15 protein-coding genes are annotated in these 19140 nt (G+C 71.0%); 8 read left to right on the plus strand and 7 right to left on the minus strand.

Going from position 1 to position 19140, the window contains the following annotated elements; translation table 11 throughout:
- Positions 1-17 precede the first annotated feature (17 nt).
- Positions 18-665 carry a CE1759 family FMN reductase gene (locus IO29_RS29865; protein WP_030383135.1) on the minus strand — a complete coding sequence of 216 codons (648 nt, stop codon included), beginning with the start codon at positions 663-665 and terminating at the stop codon, positions 18-20.
- Positions 662-1774 carry an LLM class flavin-dependent oxidoreductase gene (locus IO29_RS29870; RefSeq protein ID WP_030383136.1) on the minus strand — a complete coding sequence of 371 codons (1113 nt, stop codon included), beginning with the start codon at positions 1772-1774 and terminating at the stop codon, positions 662-664. Before IO29_RS29870 ends, IO29_RS29865 begins: the two co-directional genes overlap by 4 nt.
- Before the next feature lie 209 nt (positions 1775-1983).
- On the opposite strand from IO29_RS29870, the gene IO29_RS29875 reads away from it, so the two are divergent.
- Both IO29_RS29875 and IO29_RS29880 read left to right on the plus strand, forming a co-directional pair.
- Entirely contained in the window at positions 1984-2748 is a 765-nt protein-coding gene (locus IO29_RS29875) for an SDR family NAD(P)-dependent oxidoreductase (RefSeq protein WP_030383137.1), read from the plus strand.
- A 164-nt stretch (positions 2749-2912) separates the two neighbouring features.
- Positions 2913-3785 (plus strand): LAGLIDADG family homing endonuclease, encoded by an 873-nt coding sequence (locus IO29_RS29880; protein WP_030383138.1) that lies wholly within the window; start codon positions 2913-2915, stop codon positions 3783-3785.
- Between the two features lie 36 nt (positions 3786-3821).
- Here IO29_RS29880 and IO29_RS29885 read toward each other — a convergent pair whose 3' ends face one another.
- Entirely contained in the window at positions 3822-5015 is a 1194-nt protein-coding gene (locus IO29_RS29885) for an RtcB family protein (protein ID WP_030383139.1), read from the minus strand.
- 217 nt (positions 5016-5232) lie between these two features.
- Here IO29_RS29885 and IO29_RS29890 point away from each other — a divergent pair, with 217 nt between their 5' ends.
- The 3 genes from IO29_RS29890 to IO29_RS29900 all read left to right on the plus strand — a co-directional run bounded on the left by IO29_RS29890 (position 5233) and on the right by IO29_RS29900 (position 8831).
- The gene (locus IO29_RS29890) at positions 5233-6111 is read left to right on the plus strand and encodes a hypothetical protein (RefSeq protein ID WP_030383140.1); all 879 of its coding nucleotides are present in this window, start codon (positions 5233-5235) and stop codon (positions 6109-6111) included.
- Between the two features lie 134 nt (positions 6112-6245).
- Positions 6246-7262 (plus strand): DUF3558 family protein, encoded by a 1017-nt coding sequence (locus IO29_RS29895; protein WP_033226824.1) that lies wholly within the window; start codon positions 6246-6248, stop codon positions 7260-7262.
- A 177-nt stretch (positions 7263-7439) separates the two neighbouring features.
- Positions 7440-8831, plus strand: a complete 1392-nt coding sequence (locus IO29_RS29900; RefSeq protein ID WP_030383141.1) for a DUF2637 domain-containing protein — start codon at positions 7440-7442, stop codon at positions 8829-8831.
- Between the two features lie 127 nt (positions 8832-8958).
- On the opposite strand, the gene lysS is transcribed toward IO29_RS29900, so the two are convergent.
- Positions 8959-10701, minus strand: coding sequence for a lysine--tRNA ligase (lysS, locus tag IO29_RS29905; RefSeq protein WP_030383142.1), 1743 nt, complete (start codon positions 10699-10701; stop codon positions 8959-8961).
- A gap of 136 nt (positions 10702-10837) precedes the next feature.
- On the opposite strand from lysS, the gene argS reads away from it, so the two are divergent.
- A complete protein-coding gene (gene argS, locus IO29_RS29910; protein WP_030383143.1) occupies positions 10838-12598 on the plus strand; it encodes an arginine--tRNA ligase in 1761 nt (586 codons plus the stop codon).
- Between the two features lie 210 nt (positions 12599-12808).
- Positions 12809-13729 (plus strand): phosphotransferase family protein, encoded by a 921-nt coding sequence (locus IO29_RS29915; RefSeq protein WP_234316397.1) that lies wholly within the window; start codon positions 12809-12811, stop codon positions 13727-13729.
- 88 nt (positions 13730-13817) lie between these two features.
- On the opposite strand, the gene IO29_RS29920 is transcribed toward IO29_RS29915, so the two are convergent.
- Entirely contained in the window at positions 13818-15257 is a 1440-nt protein-coding gene (locus tag IO29_RS29920) for a helix-turn-helix domain-containing protein (RefSeq protein WP_030383145.1), read from the minus strand.
- 216 nt (positions 15258-15473) lie between these two features.
- On the opposite strand from IO29_RS29920, the gene IO29_RS29925 reads away from it, so the two are divergent.
- A complete protein-coding gene (locus IO29_RS29925) occupies positions 15474-16262 on the plus strand; it encodes a DUF4232 domain-containing protein (protein WP_051708001.1) in 789 nt (262 codons plus the stop codon).
- Between the two features lie 187 nt (positions 16263-16449).
- On the opposite strand, the gene hemB is transcribed toward IO29_RS29925, so the two are convergent.
- Together hemB and IO29_RS38185 are read right to left on the minus strand one after the other, a co-directional pair.
- Positions 16450-17442, minus strand: a complete 993-nt coding sequence (gene hemB / locus IO29_RS29930) for a porphobilinogen synthase (protein ID WP_030383147.1) — start codon at positions 17440-17442, stop codon at positions 16450-16452.
- A 228-nt stretch (positions 17443-17670) separates the two neighbouring features.
- The gene (locus IO29_RS38185; RefSeq protein ID WP_030383148.1) at positions 17671-18609 is read right to left on the minus strand and encodes a helix-turn-helix domain-containing protein; all 939 of its coding nucleotides are present in this window, start codon (positions 18607-18609) and stop codon (positions 17671-17673) included.
- Positions 18610-19140 lie beyond the last annotated feature (531 nt).

Genomic DNA, 19140 nt, shown 5'->3' on the forward strand with positions numbered 1-19140 from the left:
CCCACCCCCCGTGCCCCCTACCCCCGCAACGCGGCGAGCCGCTCCTCGAAGGGCGTGACCTCCTCGAAGGAGTCACGTCGGGGCACCCGGCGGCCCGCCGACGCCCCCGACAGCCCAGACGGCCCCGACAGCCCCGCCATGAGCGCGCCCAGCTCCGTCGCCGCCCGCCCGATCCGCGCGTCCAGCCCCTCCGCACCCCAGTCCTCCGAGGCGGCGTAGACCCCGGTGGGGACGACGACCGCCTTCAGGTAGGCGAAGAGCGGCCGCAGCGCGTGCTCCAGCACCAGGGAGTGCCGCGCGGTACCGCCGGTCGCGGCGATCAGCACCGGCTTCCCGGTGAGCGCGTCCTCGTCGGTGACGCTCAGCGCGTCGAAGAACGACTTGAACAGCCCGCTGTACGACGCCGAGAACACCGGCGTGACGACGATCAGCCCGTCGGCCGCGGCGACCTCGGCGAACGCGTCCGCGAGCGCCGGCGCCGGGAACCCGTTGGTGAAGGTGTGCGCGATCTCCACGGCGAGGTTGCGCAGCTCGATCACCCGGACGTCGGCCGGAGCGGGCTCGGGAGCGGTGGCGGCCGGGGCCGCGACCGCGGCCAGCCGGTCGGCGAGCAGCCGGGTGGACGACGGCACGCTCAGCCCCGCGGAGACGACGACGAGCTTCATGCGCGCGCCCCTTCCTTCTTCTGCTGCTCCTGGCCGGCGGCCTTCGCGGCCACCAGCGCCGCGTGGTTCGGCGCGTCCGGCACATCCGCCGGGCGGTCCTTGGCGAACTCCCTGCGCAGCACCGGCACGACCTCCTCGCCGAGCAGGTCGAGCTGCTCGAGGACGGTCTTCAGCGGCAGCCCCGCGTGGTCCATCAGGAACAGCTGGCGCTGGTAGTCGCCGGCGTACTCGCGGAAGCCCAGCGTCTTCTCGATCACCTGCTGCGGCGAGCCCACGGTCAGCGGCGTCTGCTCGGTGAAGTCCTCGAGCGACGGCCCGTGCCCGTACACCGGCGCGTTGTCGAAGTACGGCCGGAACTCCCGCACCGCGTCCTGGGAGTTCCTCCGCATGAACACCTGACCGCCCAGCCCCACGATCGCCTGCTCGGCGCTCCCGTGCCCGTAGTGGGCGTACCGGCTCCGGTACAGCTCGACCATCCGCTTGGTGTGGTCGGCGGGCCAGAAGATGTTGTTGTGGAAGAAGCCGTCGCCGTAGTACGCGGCCTGCTCGGCGATCTCCGGGGAGCGGATGGAGCCGTGCCAGACGAACGGCGGCACGCCGTCCAGCGGGCGCGGGGTGGAGGTGAAGCCCTGCAACGGGGTGCGGAACTTCCCCTCCCAGTCGACGACGTCCTCGCGCCACAGCCGGTGCAGGAGGGCGTAGTTCTCCACCGCGAGGTTGATGCCCTGACGTATGTCCTGGCCGAACCAGGGATAGACCGGGCCGGTGTTGCCGCGCCCCATCATCAGGTCCACCCGGCCGTCGGCCAGGTGCTGGAGCATCGCGAAGTCCTCGGCGATCTTCACCGGGTCGTTGGTGGTGATCAGGGTGGTGGAGGTGGAGAGGATCAGCCGCTCGGTGCGGGCCGCGACGTAGCCGAGCATGGTCGTCGGCGACGAGGGCACGAAGGGCGGGTTGTGGTGCTCACCGGTCGCGAAGACGTCGAGTCCGACCTCCTCCGCCTTCAGCGCGATGGCGACCATGGCCTTGATGCGCTCACGCTCGGTCGGCGTGCGCCCCGTGGTCGGGTCGGGCGTGACATCCCCGACGCTGAAAATCCCGAACTGCATGGCCGCTCACCCTCCGGTTTGTTGACGGTTCAACTATACCCTGCCAACGATGCCCCCGCCCCGCCTATTCCAACCGCCCCCGCGGGCCCGGCCCACCCCGCGTCCCCCCGAGCCGGGCCACCTATCCTGACGACCGGGCCCCCAGCCACCCGCCCGCACCCGCACCCCACCGCACCGCCCCCTTCCACCCACACCGCGCAGGAGCACCCATGACCTCCACCGCCTCCCGCATCGCCGTCGTCACCGGCGCGAGCAGTGGGATCGGTGCCGCGACGGCCCGGCAGCTGGCCGCCGCCGGCTACCGCGTCGTCCTCACCGCCCGCCGCAAGGACCGCATCGAGGCGCTCGCCGCGGAACTGACCGCGGCCGGCCACTCCGCGACGGCGTACGCGCTGGACGTCACCGACCGCGCGGCGGTGGACGAGTTCGCCACCGCCTTCCCCACCCTCGGCGTCCTGGTCAACAACGCGGGCGGCGCCCTGGGCGCCGACCCGGTCGCCACCGGCGACCCCGAGGAGTGGCGCCGGATGTACGAGACGAACGTCCTCGGCACCCTGCACATGACCCAGGCGATGCTCCCCGCGCTCACCGCGAGCGGCGACGGCACGGTGGTCGTCGTCTCCTCCACCGCCGGCCACGGCACGTACGAGGGCGGCGCGGGCTACGTCGCCGCCAAGCACGGTGAGCACGTGCTCGCCGAGACGCTGCGCCTGGAGATCGTCGGCACCCCGGTCCGGGTGATCGAGGTCGCCCCCGGCATGGTGAAGACCGACGAGTTCGCCCTCACCCGCTTCGCCGGCGACGAGACGAAGGCGGCGAAGGTCTACGAGGGCGTCGCCGAACCCCTCACCGCCGACGACGTCGCCGACACGATCACCTGGGCCGTCACCCGCCCCTCCCACGTCAACATCGACCTCCTGGTGGTCCGCCCCCGCGCCCAGGCCTCCAACACGAAGGTCCACCGCGAACGGTGACGCCGAGCGGCGCCGCTCACTCACAGGGATGAACCTCACCGATCACCGGAGCGACGCTCGAACCACCGACCTAGGCTCGCGCCACAACCTCGAACGAAGACGGCCCTCGGGCCGGGGCTGCATCCCGGACCGAGGGCCCGACCGCCAAGGAAGTGGGCTTCCCTGTGGCCGAACGCGAGCCTAACGCGCACCAATTCACCCTCGACGACGCCCTCGGCGTCGACACGACGGGTTTCATGGACCTCACGGTCCCCGAGTACGCCTACATGTTCGGCTTCTTGCAGGCGGACGGGCATGTGCATCAGGGCATGGGACAGAAGGGCCGCCTGACGGTGGAAGTGAACGTGCGGGACATCGACATCCTGCGCGCCTTCCAGAAGCTGACCCCGTACAACAGCAGCATCAGGGAGCGGATCCGGTCGACGAACTTCGCCGCGACGCATCACTCGGCCACCTGGAGCCTGTACTCCCTAGAAGCCAGGACCCGGATCAACGAACTCGGCATGCCCTACGGCCGTAAGTCCCTCACCATCGCGCCGCCCGGCCCGGGCTTCGCGGTCCCCGACTACCTGCGGGGGCTGCTCGACGCCGACGGGTCCGTCGGTATCACCGGGCAGGGCTACCCCTTTGTCAGCCTCACCACGGCCAGCGCCGCCATCGGCTCGTACTTCTGTTTCGCCGCGGGCAAGATCAGCGGTGCCGAGCGCTCACTCAAGCGCAACGCCCGGGACGCCGTTTTCAACATCCTCTACGTCAAGGAAGCGGCACAGGCGCTCGGTGCCCATCTCTACTATCCGGGTTGCCTGGCCCTGGAAAGGAAAAGGGCTGCGGCCGACTCGCTGGCCGCCTGGGTTCGTCCCGTCGACATGAGGATCGCCCCCGACCGCCGCCGCTGGACTGCGCGGGAGGACCGCGTTCTGCTGCGGCTGAACGACGATGCCGCCTCGGCCAGGGAACTCGATCGCACCGAGAAGAGCTGCTACATCCGCCTCTGGCGACTGCGCACGGGCAAGGTCCCGATGCCGAGCGACAAGTGACCGCGTGAGCGGGTCCCCGCCGGGGACCCGCTCACCTCAGCCCTTCACACAGACGAACTGCTTCAGCTTGGCCACGACCTCCACCAGGTCGCTCTGCTGAGCCATCACCTGGTCGATGTTCTTGTAGGCCCCGGGGATCTCGTCGAGCACGCCGGAGTCCTTGCGGCACTCCACTCCGCGTGTCTGCTCCTCCAGGTCCCGGACAGTGAACCGGCGCTTCGCCGCGTTGCGGCTCATGCGCCGGCCCGCTCCGTGCGACGCCGAATTGAACGCCGCCTCGTTTCCGAGGCCCTTCACGATGTACGAACTGGTGCCCATCGATCCCGGAATGATCCCGTACTCGCCGGAGCCCGCCCGGATCGCGCCCTTACGGGTGACCAACAGGTCCATGCCCTCGTAGCGCTCCTCCGCCACGTAGTTGTGGTGGCAGGAGATCTCCGGCTCGAAGGTGGGCCGCGCCTTCTTGAATTCCTTGCGGACGGCTTCCTTCAGCAGCGCCATCATGATCGTCCGGTTGTACCTGGCGTACTCCTGGGCCCAGTAGAGGTCGTTGCGGTACGCGGCCATCTGCGGGGTGTCCGACACGAAGACCGCGAGGTCGCGGTCGACCAGGCCCTGATTGTGCGGAAGCTTCTGGGCCACGCCGATGTGGTGTTCCGCCAACTCCTTGCCGATGTTCCGGGAACCGGAGTGCAGCATCAGCCATACAGAATTTGCCTGATCAAGACATATCTCAATCATATGATTTCCCGATCCGAGCGTTCCCATCTGCTTCGTGGCACGTTCCTGACGGAACTTGACCGCCTCCGCGACACCCCCGAACCGCCCCCAGAACCCCTCCCACCCCGCCGTCGCCAGGCCGTGGAAGCGGCCGGGGTCGATCGGGTCGTCGTGCATGCCGCGGCCGACCGGGATGGACTGTTCGATCTTGGAGCGGAGGCGGGAGAGGTCGCCGGGGAGGTCGTTGGCCGTCAGGGACGTCTTCACCGCCGACATGCCGCAGCCGATGTCCACGCCCACCGCCGCCGGGCAGACCGCCCCCTGCATCGCGATGACCGAGCCGACCGTCGCACCCTTGCCGTAGTGGACGTCCGGCATGACGGCCAGGCCCTTGATCCACGGCAGCGTCGAGACGTTGCGCAGCTGCTGCATCGCCACGTCCTCGACCCCCGCAGGGTCGGTCCACATTCGGATCGGGACCTTCGCGCCCGGTACCTCCACGTACGACATGCCGTCCCCATTCCCCGTAAACACAACAGAAGCCGCAAAGCGCAAAAACCGTCGCCAAGGTCGTCGTACCGGACAACGGACCGGCATCCACGGCAGCGCGTGCGATAGACATTGTCCCCAGGGGCACCTACCGCGCGGCAACCGAATAACCGCAGGGCACGCCCCGCCCCCGCCCGCCGGACCCGGCCCGGGGAACCCGACGAGAGGAGCCTGAACCGTGCAGCGGAAGGCGTACGTCCCGGCCGCCGTCGCGCTCCTCGCGGCGCTCCTCGCCGCGTGCACCGGCGGCTCCGGCGACGGCTCGGCCCAGGACGACAAGGCCGGCGGCTCCGCCACCTCCACCCCGGTCGCCCAGCCCGGCAGGTACAGCACCCTCTCCGACGCCTGCACCGCGCCCGACCACGACCAGCTCGAGACGCTGCTGCCCGGCCTGAAGCAGCTGACGGACGAGGAGCAGCGCGAGAAGGCGTACGACGGCACCGCGACCCTCACCTACGACAACGACCGCCGCTCCGGCTGCCGTTGGAAGGCGGAGTCGGACTCCGCCTCGGACCAGCTGTACATCGACTTCGAGCGGGTCGTGTCGTACGACTCCTCGGTCAGCGACGACGACAGCGCGGCGCGGGTGTTCGGCGAGAAGGAGGACGCGGCGGACATCCCGGAGGGCGGTGCCTCCACCTCCGTCACCCCGTCCCGCACGGCGTCTCCCTCGCACTCGAAGGACTCGAAGGGGACGAAGAGCTCGAAGGGGACGGAGGGGACGGAGGGCAAGGGCTCGAAGGGCGCCTCCGCCGAGGACTCCGCGTCCGGCGGCGCGGACTCCTCCGGAGGCTCCTCCTCCGACCCTGCCGCCTCCGCCTCCGCCACCGTCCAGCCGCGCGCGCTCGACGGTCTGGGCGACGAGGCCTTCCTGGACGACGAGCTGAGCCCCACCCAGCAGCGCACGGTGACTGTGGTGTTCCGCACGTCCAACGTGCTCGTGACGGTCCAGTACGAGGAGCAGCCGACGCGTACCGGCACGGTCGCGGGCAGCGCGGAAATGCAGGACAGGGCCCAGATTCTGGCGCGGCAACTGGCCGACTCCTTCGAGGGTTAGCGGCCCCGCGGCGGTCGTCGGGGTGCGGGCAGCGCGCACCCGAACCGGAACCGCGGGCTGTTCCCACCGCGTACCGTGGCCCCTCGGACCCGTCCGACCGCACGAAGCACAAAAGCGTCATGAGTGAAGGAACCATGCACCGACCTGCACAGCGAGACCGTCGAGAGCATTCGCCCGCGGACGGCGCGGGGCACGAGGGGCACGGCCCGCGGGGCGCACGGCGGCCCGGCAGGCTGCTGTGGGGCGCGGCCGCCGTCGTCCCGGCGCTGCTGCTCGCCGCGGGCTGCTCCTCCGGCTCCTCGGACGACGGCGGCGACGCCAAGAAGCCGGAGTCGAGCGCGACGCCGTCGGGCTCGGCGTCGCAGTCGGCGAACGCGGTGCGCGAGGCGGCGTACGCGAAGCTGCCGGAGCCGTGTGCCGTGCTGCCGAGGAAGACCCTGGAGGACCTGGTCCCCAAGGGCGTGAAGTCGCCGAAGAAGGGCAGCTCCGACGAGACGGACACCCGCTCGAACTGCTCCTGGGACAGCCTCGACGACAACGGGGTGAAGGGTTCGCAGTACCGCTGGCTCAACGTCGCCCTGCTGCGCTTCGACTCGGACGCCTCGCGGGGCGAGGGCGAGACGCAGGCCAAGGCCTACTACACCAAGCAGCTCGGTGACGCGCAGGCGACCGAGGGCGCCAAGAACACGAAGACGGAGCCGGTGCCGGGCACGGGCGACGAGGCGACGCTGGTGCGGTACGACCTGAAGAAGAAGGAGGGCACCTTCAAGCAGCAGACGGTCGTCGCGCGCGTGGAGAACGTGGTCGTCACGCTCGACTACAACGGCGCGGGGCTGGCCGGCGACAAGACGCCGGACGCGGACGGCCTGGTGAAGCTGGCGAAGAAGGCGGCGAAGGAGGCGGTGGCCTCGGTCACGTCGGCCAACACGGACGGCGGTTCGGGTTCGGACTCGGGTTCGGGTTCGGGTTCGGACTCGGGCGCCGATGCGTCGAAGTCACCGTCGAAGGACTCCTCCAAGGACTCCTCCAAGGACTCCGAGGACTCCAAGGACTCGGCAGACTCCAAGGACGCGAAGGAGACCAAGGCGGCGAAGGACTCGAAGTCGTCGCCCTCGGCCGGGGCCTCCCTCAAGTCGGGTGCCGACAGCTGAGGTTGCCGGCGGAGTTTCGTGGGCCCGGTCCGGCGCGGACCGGGCCCTTCGCGTATCGGTTCCCGGTCGCTTCCGGACCGGGCGTCCGTTCACCCGCACATGTGTGCCACTCTGTTCCGCGCAACAACACGCACAGGGAGGGGAGTCAGGGTGGCCGCGCCACTGAAGCTGACACGGATGCACCGGGTGCTCATCGGCGTGGTCGTCACCGGTGCCGTCATCATCGCCGGGATCGGCTTCGCGGGATCGTACGCGGCCGTGCGGGAGCTGGCGCTCAAGAAGGGCTTCGGGAACTTCAGTTACGTCTTCCCGGTCGGCATCGACGCGGGCATCTGTGTACTGCTCGCCCTCGACCTGCTGCTGACCTGGATCCGCATACCCTTCCCGCTGCTGCGCCAGACGGCGTGGGTGCTGACCGCGGCGACGATCGCGTTCAACGGCGCGGCGGCCTGGCCGGACCCGCTGGGCGTGGGCATGCACGCGGTGATCCCGGTGCTGTTCGTGGTGTCGGTGGAGGCGGCCCGGCACGCGGTCGGCCGGATCGCGGACATCACGGCCGACAAGCACATGGAGGGCGTGCGGCTGACCCGCTGGATGCTCTCGCCGCTGCCGACGTTCCTGCTGTGGCGGCGGATGAAGCTGTGGGAACTGCGGTCGTACGAGCAGGTGATCAAGCTGGAGCAGGAGCGGCTGGTGTACCAGGCGCGGCTGCGTTCCCGCTTCGGCCGGGCGTGGCGGCGCAAGGCGCCGGTGGAGTCGCTGATGCCGCTGCGGCTCGCCCGGTACGGGGTGCCGTTGGCGCAGACGGCGCCGTCGGGACTGGCGGCGGCGGGCATCGAGCCGGCGGTGCTGCCGCCGGTGTCGCTGGCGTCGGCTCCGGCGTCGGCTTCGGCTCCGGCTTCGGTGGAGCCGGTGCCCGGCGAGGCGTCCGCCGCCGGGGCGGCCCCGTCCGGCGGCCACCGGCCCGAGCTGGCGGGCGGCGCGGCGCGGGGCCCCGCCGGGCAGCAGGGGCCGCAGGGCTTCGAGGCGTACGAGGGCCCCGGCGGCTTCGAGGGCTACGAGGAGCAGCTGCCGCCCGACGTCCGGGACGGCCCCGGCGGCGAGCAGAGCCCGTGGTTCAGGCCGCCGCGGGACATCAACTACCAGGGCGGTTACGACCCCTCGTACGACCCGTCGTACGACCCCACGTACGGGCCCGAGGACCAGTACGAGCAGTGGTACGAGGAGCAGCCGGCGGAGCAGTTCGAGGCGCCGGGGCCGGAGGACACGGGGAGTTTCCCGATCCCGGCGGGGCCGGAGGACACGGGGAGATTCCCCATCCCGGCGGGGCCGAACCGGACGCGGGAGCTGGGCGAGGGCGGCGGGACGCCGGCGCCGGAGCCGGACGAGGACTCCTACTACCAGGTCTTCAAGAAGTCGATCAACGGGAGTTACCCGACGCCGAGGGAGTTCGGGGACAACGTGGAGGCGGAGTTCGGCAGCCGGCTGCCGGGCGAGGAGGCGAAGCGCATGGTCACCCGCTTCACCAACCGCCACACGGCGGAGCTGGAGGACGACCACATCGCGTGAGCCGGCCGCGCCCACGCGGCGGAGCCGCATGGGCGCGGAACGGGGCGAAGCACCGTCCGGGGGTCAAGGGGCGGAGCCCCTCGAAGGGACGGGAGGGCAGGGGCCGCAGGGACGGCGGGGGCGGAAACTACTCCCCCAGCAACGTCCGCACCCGCTCCTGCCCCACCGCCAACAGCAGCGTCGGCAACCGCGGCCCCGTGTCCCGCCCCACCAACAGCTCGTACAGCAACGCGAAGAACGCCCGCTGCGCCGTCTTGATCTCCGCCGGCAACTCCTTCGGCGTGGCGTCCGCCGAGAACCCCGCCTGCACCTTCGGCACTCCGTACACCAGGTGCGTCAGCCCGTCCAACGACCAGTTCGCCTCCAGTCCGTCCAGCAGCAGCCGCACCGACTGCCGCCCCCGCTCGTCGAGCGACTTCAGCCGCTCGGCGTCGGGCTCGGTCCGGACGATCGTGCGCTGGTCGGCGGGGACGTGCGTGTTGATCCACGCCTCCGCCCGGTCGTACCGCGGCCGCGCCTCGTCCAGCGACCCCAGCGGATGCGCCGGGTCCAGCTCGGAGAGGATGCGCAGCGCCTGGTCCCGGTGCCCGGCGGTGACGTCGGCGACGGAGGCCAGCGTCCGGTACGGCAGCGGCCGCGGGGTGCGCGGCAGCTCACCGGCGGCGGTGCCCACGGCCCGGGTGTACGCGGCGACGTCCCCCGGCAGCGCGGACCCGTCGGCGACCTTCGCGGCCAGCTTGTCCCACTCGTCGTACAGCCGCTGGATCTCCTGGTCGAAGGCGATCTTGAAGGACTGGTTGGGGCGGCGGCGGGCGTAGAGCCAGCGCAGGAGCTGCGGCTCCATGATCTTCAGCGCGTCCGCCGGCGTGGGCACGCCGCCCTTCGAGGACGACATCTTGGCCATGCCGGAGATGCCGACGAAGGCGTACATCGGCCCGATCGGGCGTTCGCCGCCGAAGAGGGTGACGATCTGGCCGCCGACCTGGAACGAGGAGCCCGGCGAGGAGTGGTCGACGCCGCTCGGCTCGAAGATCACGCCCTCGTAGGCCCAGCGCATCGGCCAGTCGACCTTCCACACCAGCTTGCCCCGGTCGAACTCGCTGAGCCGGACGGTCTCGGTGTGCCCGCACGCCGTGCAGGTGTACGACAGCTCGGTGGTGTCGTCGTCGTACGCGGTGACCGTCGTCAGGTCCTTCTCGCAGTTGCCGCAGTACGGCTTGTACGGGAAGTAGCCGGCGCTCCCGGAGCTGCCGTCGTCCTCGGCGGCGGCGCCGGAGCCCTCGGCGGCCTCCAGCTCGGCCTCGTCCACCGGCTTCTGCTGCTGCTTCTTGGCCGGGGCCTTCTTCGTGCGGTACTGGTCGAGGATGGCGTCGATGTCGCCGCGGTGCTTCATCGCGTGCAGGATCTGCGCGCGGTAGGCGCCGGAGGTGTACTGCGCCGTCTGGCTGATGCCGTCGAACTCCACGCCGAGGTCGGCCAGCGAGGCGGTCATCGCGGCCTTGAAGTGCTCGGCCCAGTTCGGGTACGAGGATCCGCGCGGCGCCGGCACCGAGGTGAGCGGCTTGCCGATGTGCTCGGCCCAGGACTCGTCGATGCCGGGGACGCCGGCCGGCACCTTGCGGTAGCGGTCGTAGTCGTCCCAGGAGATCAGGTGCCGGACCTCGTACCCCCGGCGGCGGATCTCGTCGGCGACCAGGTGCGGGGTCATGACCTCGCGCAGGTTGCCGAGGTGGATGGGGCCGGACGGGGAGAGTCCGGACGCGACGACGACGGGTTTCCCGGGGGCGCGGCGCTCCGACGATGCGATGACCTCGTCCGCGAAACGGGAGACCCAGTCGGTGGTCTCGGTGCTCTGAGCCACGTTCGGCACGTCCTCTTGATTTCTGGTCCTCTTGATGGGCGTCTCCATCTTCCCATCCCGGCGTGCGACCGGGAAAACCGCTTTACCCCCCATGGGATACTGGGCGTGCCCATCCGATCCCTCGAGGAGAACGGCAACCCTTCCTATGACCTCGGTCACGCCCCTCAGCGACTCCGTCCAGCAGCAGCTCGCGTCCGCCCTCTCGGCCACCCGGCCGGAGGCCGCCGGTGCCGACCCGCTGCTGCGACGTAGTGACCGGGCGGACTACCAGGCCAACGGCATCCTCGCCCTGGCCAAGAAGGCGAAGGCCAACCCTCGGGAGCTGGCGACGGAGGTCGTCGCCCACCTCACGACCGGTGACGAGCTGATCAAGGAGGTCGAGGTCTCCGGACCCGGCTTCCTCAACATCACCGTCGCCGACCGGGCGATCACCGCCAACCTCGCCGCCCGGCTCGCGGACGGCGAGCGCCTCGGCGTGCCGCCGAAGCGGGACGCAGGCATCACGGTCGTCGACTACGCCCAGCCGAACGTGGCCAAGGAGATGCACGTCGGCCATCTGCGGTCGGCGGTCATCGGCGACGCCCTGCGCAACATGCTCGACTTCACCGGCGAGAAGACGATCGGCCGGCACCACATCGGCGACTGGGGCACCCAGTTCGGCATGCTCATCCAGTACCTGTTCGAGCACCCCGGCGAGCTGGCCCCGGCCGACGACGTCGACGGCGAGCAGGCCATGTCGAACCTGAACCGGGTCTACAAGGCCTCGCGCGCGCTCTTCGACGCGGACGAGGAGTTCAAGGAGCGGGCCCGCAAGCGGGTCGTCGCCCTCCAGTCCGGCGACAAGGAGACGCGCGAGCTGTGGCAGCAGTTCGTGGACGAGTCGAAGGTCTACTTCTACTCCGTCTTCGACAAGCTCGACATGGAGATCCGTGACGAGGAGATCGTCGGGGAGTCCGCGTACAACGAGGGCATGCCCGAGACCGCCCGCCTCCTGGAGGAGATGGGCGTCGCCGTCCGCTCCGAGGGCGCGCTCGTGGTGTTCTTCGACGAGATCCGCGGCAAGGACGACCAGCCGGTCCCGCTGATCGTGCAGAAGGCGGACGGCGGCTTCGGCTACGCGGCCTCCGACCTGACCGCGATCCGCAACCGCGTCCAGGACCTGCACGCCACCACGCTGCTGTACGTCGTGGACGTCCGCCAGGCGCTGCACTTCCGGATGGTCTTCGAGACCGCCCGCCGGGCCGGCTGGCTCGGTGACGACGTCACCGCGCACAACATGGCCTACGGCACGGTGCTGGGCGCCGACGGCAAGCCGTTCAAGACGCGTGCGGGCGAGACCGTGCGCCTGGAGGACCTGCTGGACGAGGCCGTGCAGCGGGCCGCGGAGGTCGTACGGGAGAAGGCGCGGGACCTCACCGAGGACGAGATCCAGGAGCGGGCGGCGCAGGTCGGCATCGGCGCCGTGAAGTACGCGGACCTGTCGACGTCGGCGAGCCGCGACTACAAGTTCGACCTGGACCAGATGGTCTCGCTCAACGGCGACACCAGCGTCTACCTCCAGTACGCCTACGCCCGGATCCGGTCCATCCTCCGCAAGGCCGGCGAGGTCCGCCCCGCCGCCCACCCGGAGCTGGTGCTGCACGAGGCGGAGCGCGCGCTGGGCCTGCACCTGGACGCGTTCGGGGACACGGTCCTGGAGGCGGCCGCGGAGTACGCCCCGCACAAGGTGGCCGCGTATCTGTACCAGGCGGCGTCGCTGTACACGGCGTTCTACGACAAGTGCCCGGTGCTGAAGGCCCAGTCGCCGGAGCAGGTGGAGAACCGGCTCTTCCTGTGCGAGGTCACGGCGCGCACGCTGCACCGGGGCATGGCGCTGCTCGGCATCAGGACGCCCGAGCGGCTCTGAGGGTCACCGGGATTCAGGGACTCAGGGCGAACTCAGGGAGAGGGCGGCATCGCGACGGCGGTGCCGCCCCTTTCGGTTGCGCGCGCGAGTACGGTCCCGGCCGTCCGCGCAAGCGGTTCGGGGACGAACAACCCGGGAGAGTTACACAGCTCTTGTTCTCTGCATACGAACGCCGCCGGGGGTCGTAGGCTGCCGCGCATGTTGCCCACAGTGGACACATTCGAAGAGCTGCAAGCGGTGCGCGCCGACGAGAAACTGACGCGGGCCGCCTGCCGGGAACTGGTGCACCAACTGGGGCTCTACGGAGCGCCGGTGGTCCCCTTCGAGAACGGCTCCCTGCCGGTGTTCGCGGTCGGGGACGACATGGTGTTCAAGTTCTACCCGGGGTTCCAGGCCGCCAAGTCCTCCTTCGAGGCGGTCGTCCTCGACCATCTGTGGCGCCAGCTGCCCGTCGAGACCCCGCGTCTGATCACCACGAACGAGCATGTGAACGGCTGGCGCTATGTGATGATGACGCGCCTGACCGGCATCGACATGGCCCGCGGCTGGCACCGGATCCCGCCGGCCGACAAGGACCGGCTGATCAGCGAGTCCGGCGAAGTTCTCGCCGCGCTGCACAAGATGGACATCACCCCGCTGAAGGGCTCGATCCCGCCGCTCGACTGGGACGAGTTCGTCGCCGATCGGCGCGCGGACGCGATGAGGCTGCACAGCGCCAAGCAGGTGCCCCGGGTCTGGCTGGAGCAGATCCCCGACTTCCTGGACTCGGTACGGCTTCCGGTCACGGACGAACGCGTGCTGCTGCACACCGAGTTCATGCGCGAGCACCTGACCGTCGCGCCCCGCGAGAACTGGCGCCTGACGGGCCTGTTCGACTTCGAGACGGCGCTGATCGGCGACCCGGTGTACGACTTCGCCAGCGTCGGCGCGTTCGTGACGTACGGGCAGCCGCGGCAGATGCGGCGCTTCTTCCGGGCGTACGGGCGCGAGCCGTTCGATCCGGACCAGATGCTGGCGTACCTGCTCCTGCACCTGTACTGCGACCTGCCGTTCTACTTCCGCGAGCTGCCGACTCCGGCGGAGCCGCGCCTGGATGTGCTTGCGGAGACGTGGTTCGGCACGGGTGGATGACCGACGGCCGGTGGGGAACCGCGCGAGCAACCACGACGCACCCGCCACACCCCCAGAAGCCCCCGAGCCAGAACGCGCCGTACCGGCCTCAGTCCTCGTTCTCCACCCGCTCCCAGCCCCCGTCCCCCGTCAAGGCGTACCCGTAGTACGACTTCTCCCCCGCACTCGTACGGAACGGCTGCCCATGGTTGTCGATCCGGATCGTGCCCTTGCGGTTCCCGCTGGACCAGTCCATCTCCAGGTACCAGCGGACGTCATGCCCGCTGGTGTGCGCGGTGACGTAGAACACCTCGGGGTCGGACTCGCTCACCCGGTACGGGAAGTTCCGCTGCCCCCCGATCGGCATGGCCAGCGGGTCGCCCTGGTCGAGCGAGACGTCGAACGACTTCGTGTTCACCGTGCCGCCGCAGCCGATGCCCATCGCGTACCTGGACCAGCCGAGCGGCGGGTTGCTGCTCACCACCCGCACGTGCAGTTCGCGGAGCACCACGGTCTCCGGGCCGGTGCCCTGCACGGCGAGGGAGACCGTCTGGCTGTCGGCGGCGACCCCGTCGAACGGAGTGACCCAGCCGACCACGTTCTGCTGGACCGGCGGCGGCGGGACGTTCTCCGGCTTGCGGTCCAGCAGGAAGTGCTGTTCGCAGGGCGCGTCCCAGTAGTACGGATTGGTGGTCACGGCGAGCGGTACGCCGCCGGAGTTCCCGGAGCCGTTCGTGCCGCCGGCACGTGAGGAGGTGGCCTTCGGGGTCGCCGTGCGCTTGCCGGACGCGGTCGGCGAGGGCGAGGCGCTCGCGCTCTTGGATGCCTTGCGGGTGGGGTGCGAGGCGGAGACGGAGGAGTCGGCGGAGACGGTGGCCGCGGCTCCCTTCGTCGCGCCGGTCCCGCGCTCGCCGTCGCCCGGCAGCAGGCTGACGAGCAGCGCCACGGTGGCGACGGCGACGACCCCGCCCCCGGCGAGCACCGCGGTCCGCCGCGGGCGGCGGCGGGGAGCGGAAGGGGTGAGCGAGGTGACGGGGTCCTGGAGATCGGAGACGTCGGACTCCGTCGGCTCGGAACCACCCGGAACGTCCTGCGCCTTCGCCGCCGCCCAACCGGCCGGTGTCCCCGCACCCGCCGAACCGGCCGCAGCCGCCGGGGCCTCCGAGGCCGCCGCAGCCGCCGAGGCCGTCGGCGCGTCCGGGGCCTCCGAAGCGGCCGGCGCCGCCGAGGCCGCCGAGGCCGCCGAGGTCACCGAACCCGCCGGTGCCTCCGGCTCCTCACTCGCCCCCGCCGCCGGCTCCCCCTTCACCCCCCGCAGCGCATCCGCCCGCACCCACCGCCGGTGCAGTTCGAGGAGTTCGTCGGGTGTGGCCCGGCACAGTCGGGCGAGGCGTTCGACGGGTGCGTACTCCACGGGTACGACGTCCCCGTTGACGTACCGGTGGAGCGTCGAGGCGCTCATGTGCAGCCGCTTGCCCAGCACCCCGTAACTGAGCCCGGAACGCTCCTTCAGCGTCCGCAGCAGTTCGGCGAAATCATCCCCCGCCACCGTTTCTCCCTTTCCCCGCGTCCCGGACGCGCATTCCAGCTGGTTGCCATTTCCCCAGGTCAGGGCCGTTCTCAGCGTTCCATTGTCCCTCATCCCCCGGCGGCTGTGGCGACTGGGACGACTGCTGACCCAAGCTGTGGTCATCCAAGCACGCCGCTCCCGGCAACCGGTCGAGTGGCACCCCCCATTCCCCACTTCTCCCCAAGGAGTTCAGCCATGTCCGCTCGCACGGCTCGTACCGCCCGCACCACCTCCCGCGCCTCCTTCCGTACCCCCCGCACCCGTCTGCTGGCGGCCGCCACGATCGCGGTGGCCGCGTTCGCCCTGACGGCCTGCGACGACGGCACGGGTACGGAGACCAGCTCGCTCGGCTCCACCTCGGCGGGCACCTCGGCGGTCGGTTCCGCCTCCAAGGACACCTCGTCGGCCGGCACGGCCGAGTCCGGTTCCGGCGCCGCGAAGGGCGGCACGAACACCGGGAGCGACACGAACGCCGGCGGCAGCGGCAGCGGCGGGAGCGGGTCCAAGGCCTCCGGTTCGCAGGGGTCCGGCAAGCAGAGCTCCGCCGGGCAGAGCGCCGGCAAGGAGGACTCGGGGAAGCCGGCCAAGTGCTCCGCGTCCACCGTGCGGTTCACCGCGACGAAGGTGAGCCGCCCCGTCAACCACCTGCTGCTGACCGCCACCAACCACGGCTCGAAGTCCTGCGTCCTGCCCCCCTACCCGATGGCGCGGTTCGGCGACGCGCAGTCCGTGCCGCCGGTCATGAACGCCTCGCGTCCGCAGTCGACGGTGGTGCTGTCCCCGGGCGGTTCCGGGTACGCGGGGGTCCTGCTGTCGGCCGCCGACGGCAGCGGGTCGAACGGCTACACCGCGAAGACCCTGACCGTCCCCTTCGACGACGGCTCGGTGGGCAGCGCGGCCCTGCCGTCGGGCGGCGTCCACGTGGACGACTCGCTGAAGGTGACGTACTGGCAGAGCGGCATGGACGACGCCCTGGCGTACTGAGCGCTCTGACGTACCGAGCGCTCTGACGTACTGAGCGCTCTAACGTACTGAGCAACTCTGACGTACTGAGGCGCAGCCCCGCACAGGCGCGGCCGTCCCGAAGGGGACGGACCGCGCCTCAGCGGTATGTGGGCCCGATGGCGCGGGCGACGTACCCCAGTGGCCCGGCCCGGCGGCGGCCCGCGCCTCAGCGCAGCCGGTGGGCGACCTCGACCGCCCAGTACGTCAGGATGTTCCGCGCCCCGGCGCGCCGGATGCCGAGCAGGGACTCCATGATCGCCGCGTCCCGGTCGATCCAGCCCTTCTCCGCGGCGGCCTCGATCATCGAGTACTCGCCGGAGATCTGGTACGCGGCCACGGGCACGTCGGCGGCCTCGGCGAACCGCGCGAGGATGTCGAGGTAGGGCCCGGCCGGCTTGACCATGACCATGTCGGCGCCCTCCTCCAGGTCGAGCGCCAGCTCCCGCAGGGACTCGCCGATGTTCCCGGGGTCCTGCTGGTAGGTCTTGCGGTCACCCTTGAGGGAGGAACCGACCGCCTCGCGGAACGGGCCGTAGAAGGCGGAGGAGTACTTGGCGGTGTAGGCGAGGATGGAGACGTCCTCGCGGCCGATCTGGTCCAGCGCGTCGCGGATGACGCCGATCTGCCCGTCCATCATGCCGCTGGGGCCCACGACGTGGGCGCCGGCGTCGGCCTGGACCTGGGCCATCTCGGCGTAGCGCTCGAGCGTGGCGTCGTTGTCGACGCGGCCCTCGGCGTCGAGGACGCCGCAGTGGCCGTGGTCGGTGAACTCGTCCAGGCACAGGTCGGACATGACGATCAGCTCGTCGCCGACCTCGGCGCGGACATCGCGCAGGGCGACCTGGAGGATGCCGTCGGGGTCGGTGCCCGCGGTGCCGAAGGCGTCCTTCTTCTCCTCCTCGGGCACGCCGAACAGCATGATCCCGGAGATCCCCGCCTCCACGGCCTCGACCGCGGCCTTGCGCAGGCTGTCCCGGGTGTGCTGCACGACTCCGGGCATCGCCCGGACGGGCACGGGCTCCCCGACGCCCTCGCGCACGAAGGCGGGAAGGATCAGGTCGGCCGGGTGCAGCCGGGTCTCGGCGACCATGCGACGCATGGCCGGGGTGGTACGCAGACGCCGGGGCCGCGTACCCGGAAAGGATCCGTACGTCGTCATACCATCCACGCTACGCCCGCGGAGGGCATGCCTTTGCCGACGCGGAGTCGGGCGGGTGGGCCCGCCGCGCGGGGGCACCCCCACGGTGGACGGCCTGGACACGGCAGCCTTCCCACGCGAAATCCCGTCAGCGGTCGCGTCCCTGAACCCGAGCTCGGAAGGGGGCCGTTCGATCCGGGGCCCGGAAGCCGCAGGCGCTGTCGGCACACCGGCACCATCCGGGAATGCTCACGCCGCACGAATGGCATCGTCCGTCCTCGCCTCGTCGAAGCGGCAGTCGCCGCAGCGGCCCGGTTGGGGTGAGCGGAAGACTCGGTCGCAGCCGGGGCAGTCCTGGAAGGGGTGGGGGCGGGGTGGAGGTTCCTCGCGGGGGACGGGGGCGCGGGGTGGGAGTGCCGGTGGGAGCAGCTCGTGGAGGCGGTGGGCGATCAGGGCGGCGGGGTTTCTGATGTCCGTCGGCAGGTTCGCGGTGAGGGTGCGGAGCACGGCCGTGGTGCTGAGCCCGCAGTCGAGCCAGGGCACGGCCGCGTCCGCGAGCCGGTCCACGTCCCGGAGGGACAGGACGAGCCGGTCGTCGATCCGGCGCAACCGCGCGAGGAGCGCGACGGCCTCGCCGTGCCGCTCGCTACGGCGGGGCGGTTCGGTGGGCGATTCGGCGGGTGATTCGGCGGCCGTCGCGGCTTCGGGCGCGGCCGGGGTGTCCTCTGACCCGCGAGCCACGGGCTCGGCGGGAGACGGAACCGGGGGCGGAACCGGATGCGGCAGTGTCACGTCCTGCCGCTCCTTCTCCCTGGCCCGCGTGGCGGCCGGGGCGTTGAAGGCGTACGTGCGCGTGATCACCCTGCCGCCCGGCGTACGTTCCCGTACCCGCCGCAGATAGCCGTGGGCCTCCAGCTCCCGCAGGGCGAAGGCGATGCGGTCACGGCTCTCGGGGAACCGGTCGGCGAGGGTGCGGATGTCGACGGGGGTGCCGTCGGGCAGCGACAGGATGTACGTGGCGAGCCCGATCGCGAGCGCGGACATCTCGCGGTGCTGGGCGAGGTGGTTGCCGATGATCGTGTACCGGTCGCGCTGGTACTCGCGGATGTGGGTGACACCGGAGTGGGTGGCGGTTCGACGAACACCGCTCGGCGGGCGTAGGCCAGCGATAGGCTTTTCAACAGCCATGGGGAAGAGTTGCCTTCCTCTGTGGTCAGGCCCTCGCACCGGGATGGCAGTCCCAGCGGGGGCCGACGCATATCGGGCAGTCGGTCAGGGCCGAGACTGCCCGCCCGCACACCCCCCACGCCAGCCACACCAGCCGCTTTCACCCACCCGAGTGACATACAGCAGGTTTGGCAGGTGGGAAGGGTTCTTTCCCCCGCTTCTTTACTCCTTGACCACCCACCCCTCCGCCCACCACACCACCGGGTCCCGCGTTTCCGGACGCCGGTGGGCCGGGGTTCGTCGCCGCGCGGGGCTGAGGCGTCCGGCCGGTGCCGGAGGGGGCGCGGGTCAGGCCGGTGCCCCCTCCGGCGTCTCCGCCGTCAGCGGCCCGCGTGGCCCCACCAGCCGCCGTTCCGCTGCGTCACCTGCGCGGCGACCCGCTGGATGGAATTGACGGCGATGTCCTTGCGGTCGACGTAGATGTAGTGACCGCTGCCCTCCGCCTTGCGGATCACCGAACGGCCCGAGACCGCCGTCCACGCGTACTGGCCC

Source organism: Streptomyces sp. NRRL F-6676 (assembly GCF_000725625.1).
Taxonomy (GTDB): Bacteria; Actinomycetota; Actinomycetes; order Streptomycetales; family Streptomycetaceae; genus Streptomyces.

Excerpts from the sequence above, each read along its gene's own strand:
- hemB (WP_030383147.1), bottom strand. The coding sequence starts at position 17,442 with ATGACGACGTACGGATCCTTTCCGGGTACGCGGCCCCGGCGTCTGCGT.
- argS (WP_030383143.1), top strand. The coding sequence starts at position 10,838 with ATGACCTCGGTCACGCCCCTCAGCGACTCCGTCCAGCAGCAGCTCGCG.
- IO29_RS29900 (WP_030383141.1), top strand. The coding sequence starts at position 7,440 with ATGCACCGGGTGCTCATCGGCGTGGTCGTCACCGGTGCCGTCATCATC.
- IO29_RS38185 (WP_030383148.1), bottom strand. The coding sequence starts at position 18,609 with ATGGCTGTTGAAAAGCCTATCGCTGGCCTACGCCCGCCGAGCGGTGTT.
- IO29_RS29865 (WP_030383135.1), bottom strand. The coding sequence starts at position 665 with ATGAAGCTCGTCGTCGTCTCCGCGGGGCTGAGCGTGCCGTCGTCCACC.
- IO29_RS29895 (WP_033226824.1), top strand. The coding sequence starts at position 6,246 with ATGCACCGACCTGCACAGCGAGACCGTCGAGAGCATTCGCCCGCGGAC.
- IO29_RS29925 (WP_051708001.1), top strand. The coding sequence starts at position 15,474 with ATGTCCGCTCGCACGGCTCGTACCGCCCGCACCACCTCCCGCGCCTCC.
- IO29_RS29875 (WP_030383137.1), top strand. The coding sequence starts at position 1,984 with ATGACCTCCACCGCCTCCCGCATCGCCGTCGTCACCGGCGCGAGCAGT.
- IO29_RS29870 (WP_030383136.1), bottom strand. The coding sequence starts at position 1,774 with ATGCAGTTCGGGATTTTCAGCGTCGGGGATGTCACGCCCGACCCGACC.
- IO29_RS29885 (WP_030383139.1), bottom strand. The coding sequence starts at position 5,015 with ATGTCGTACGTGGAGGTACCGGGCGCGAAGGTCCCGATCCGAATGTGG.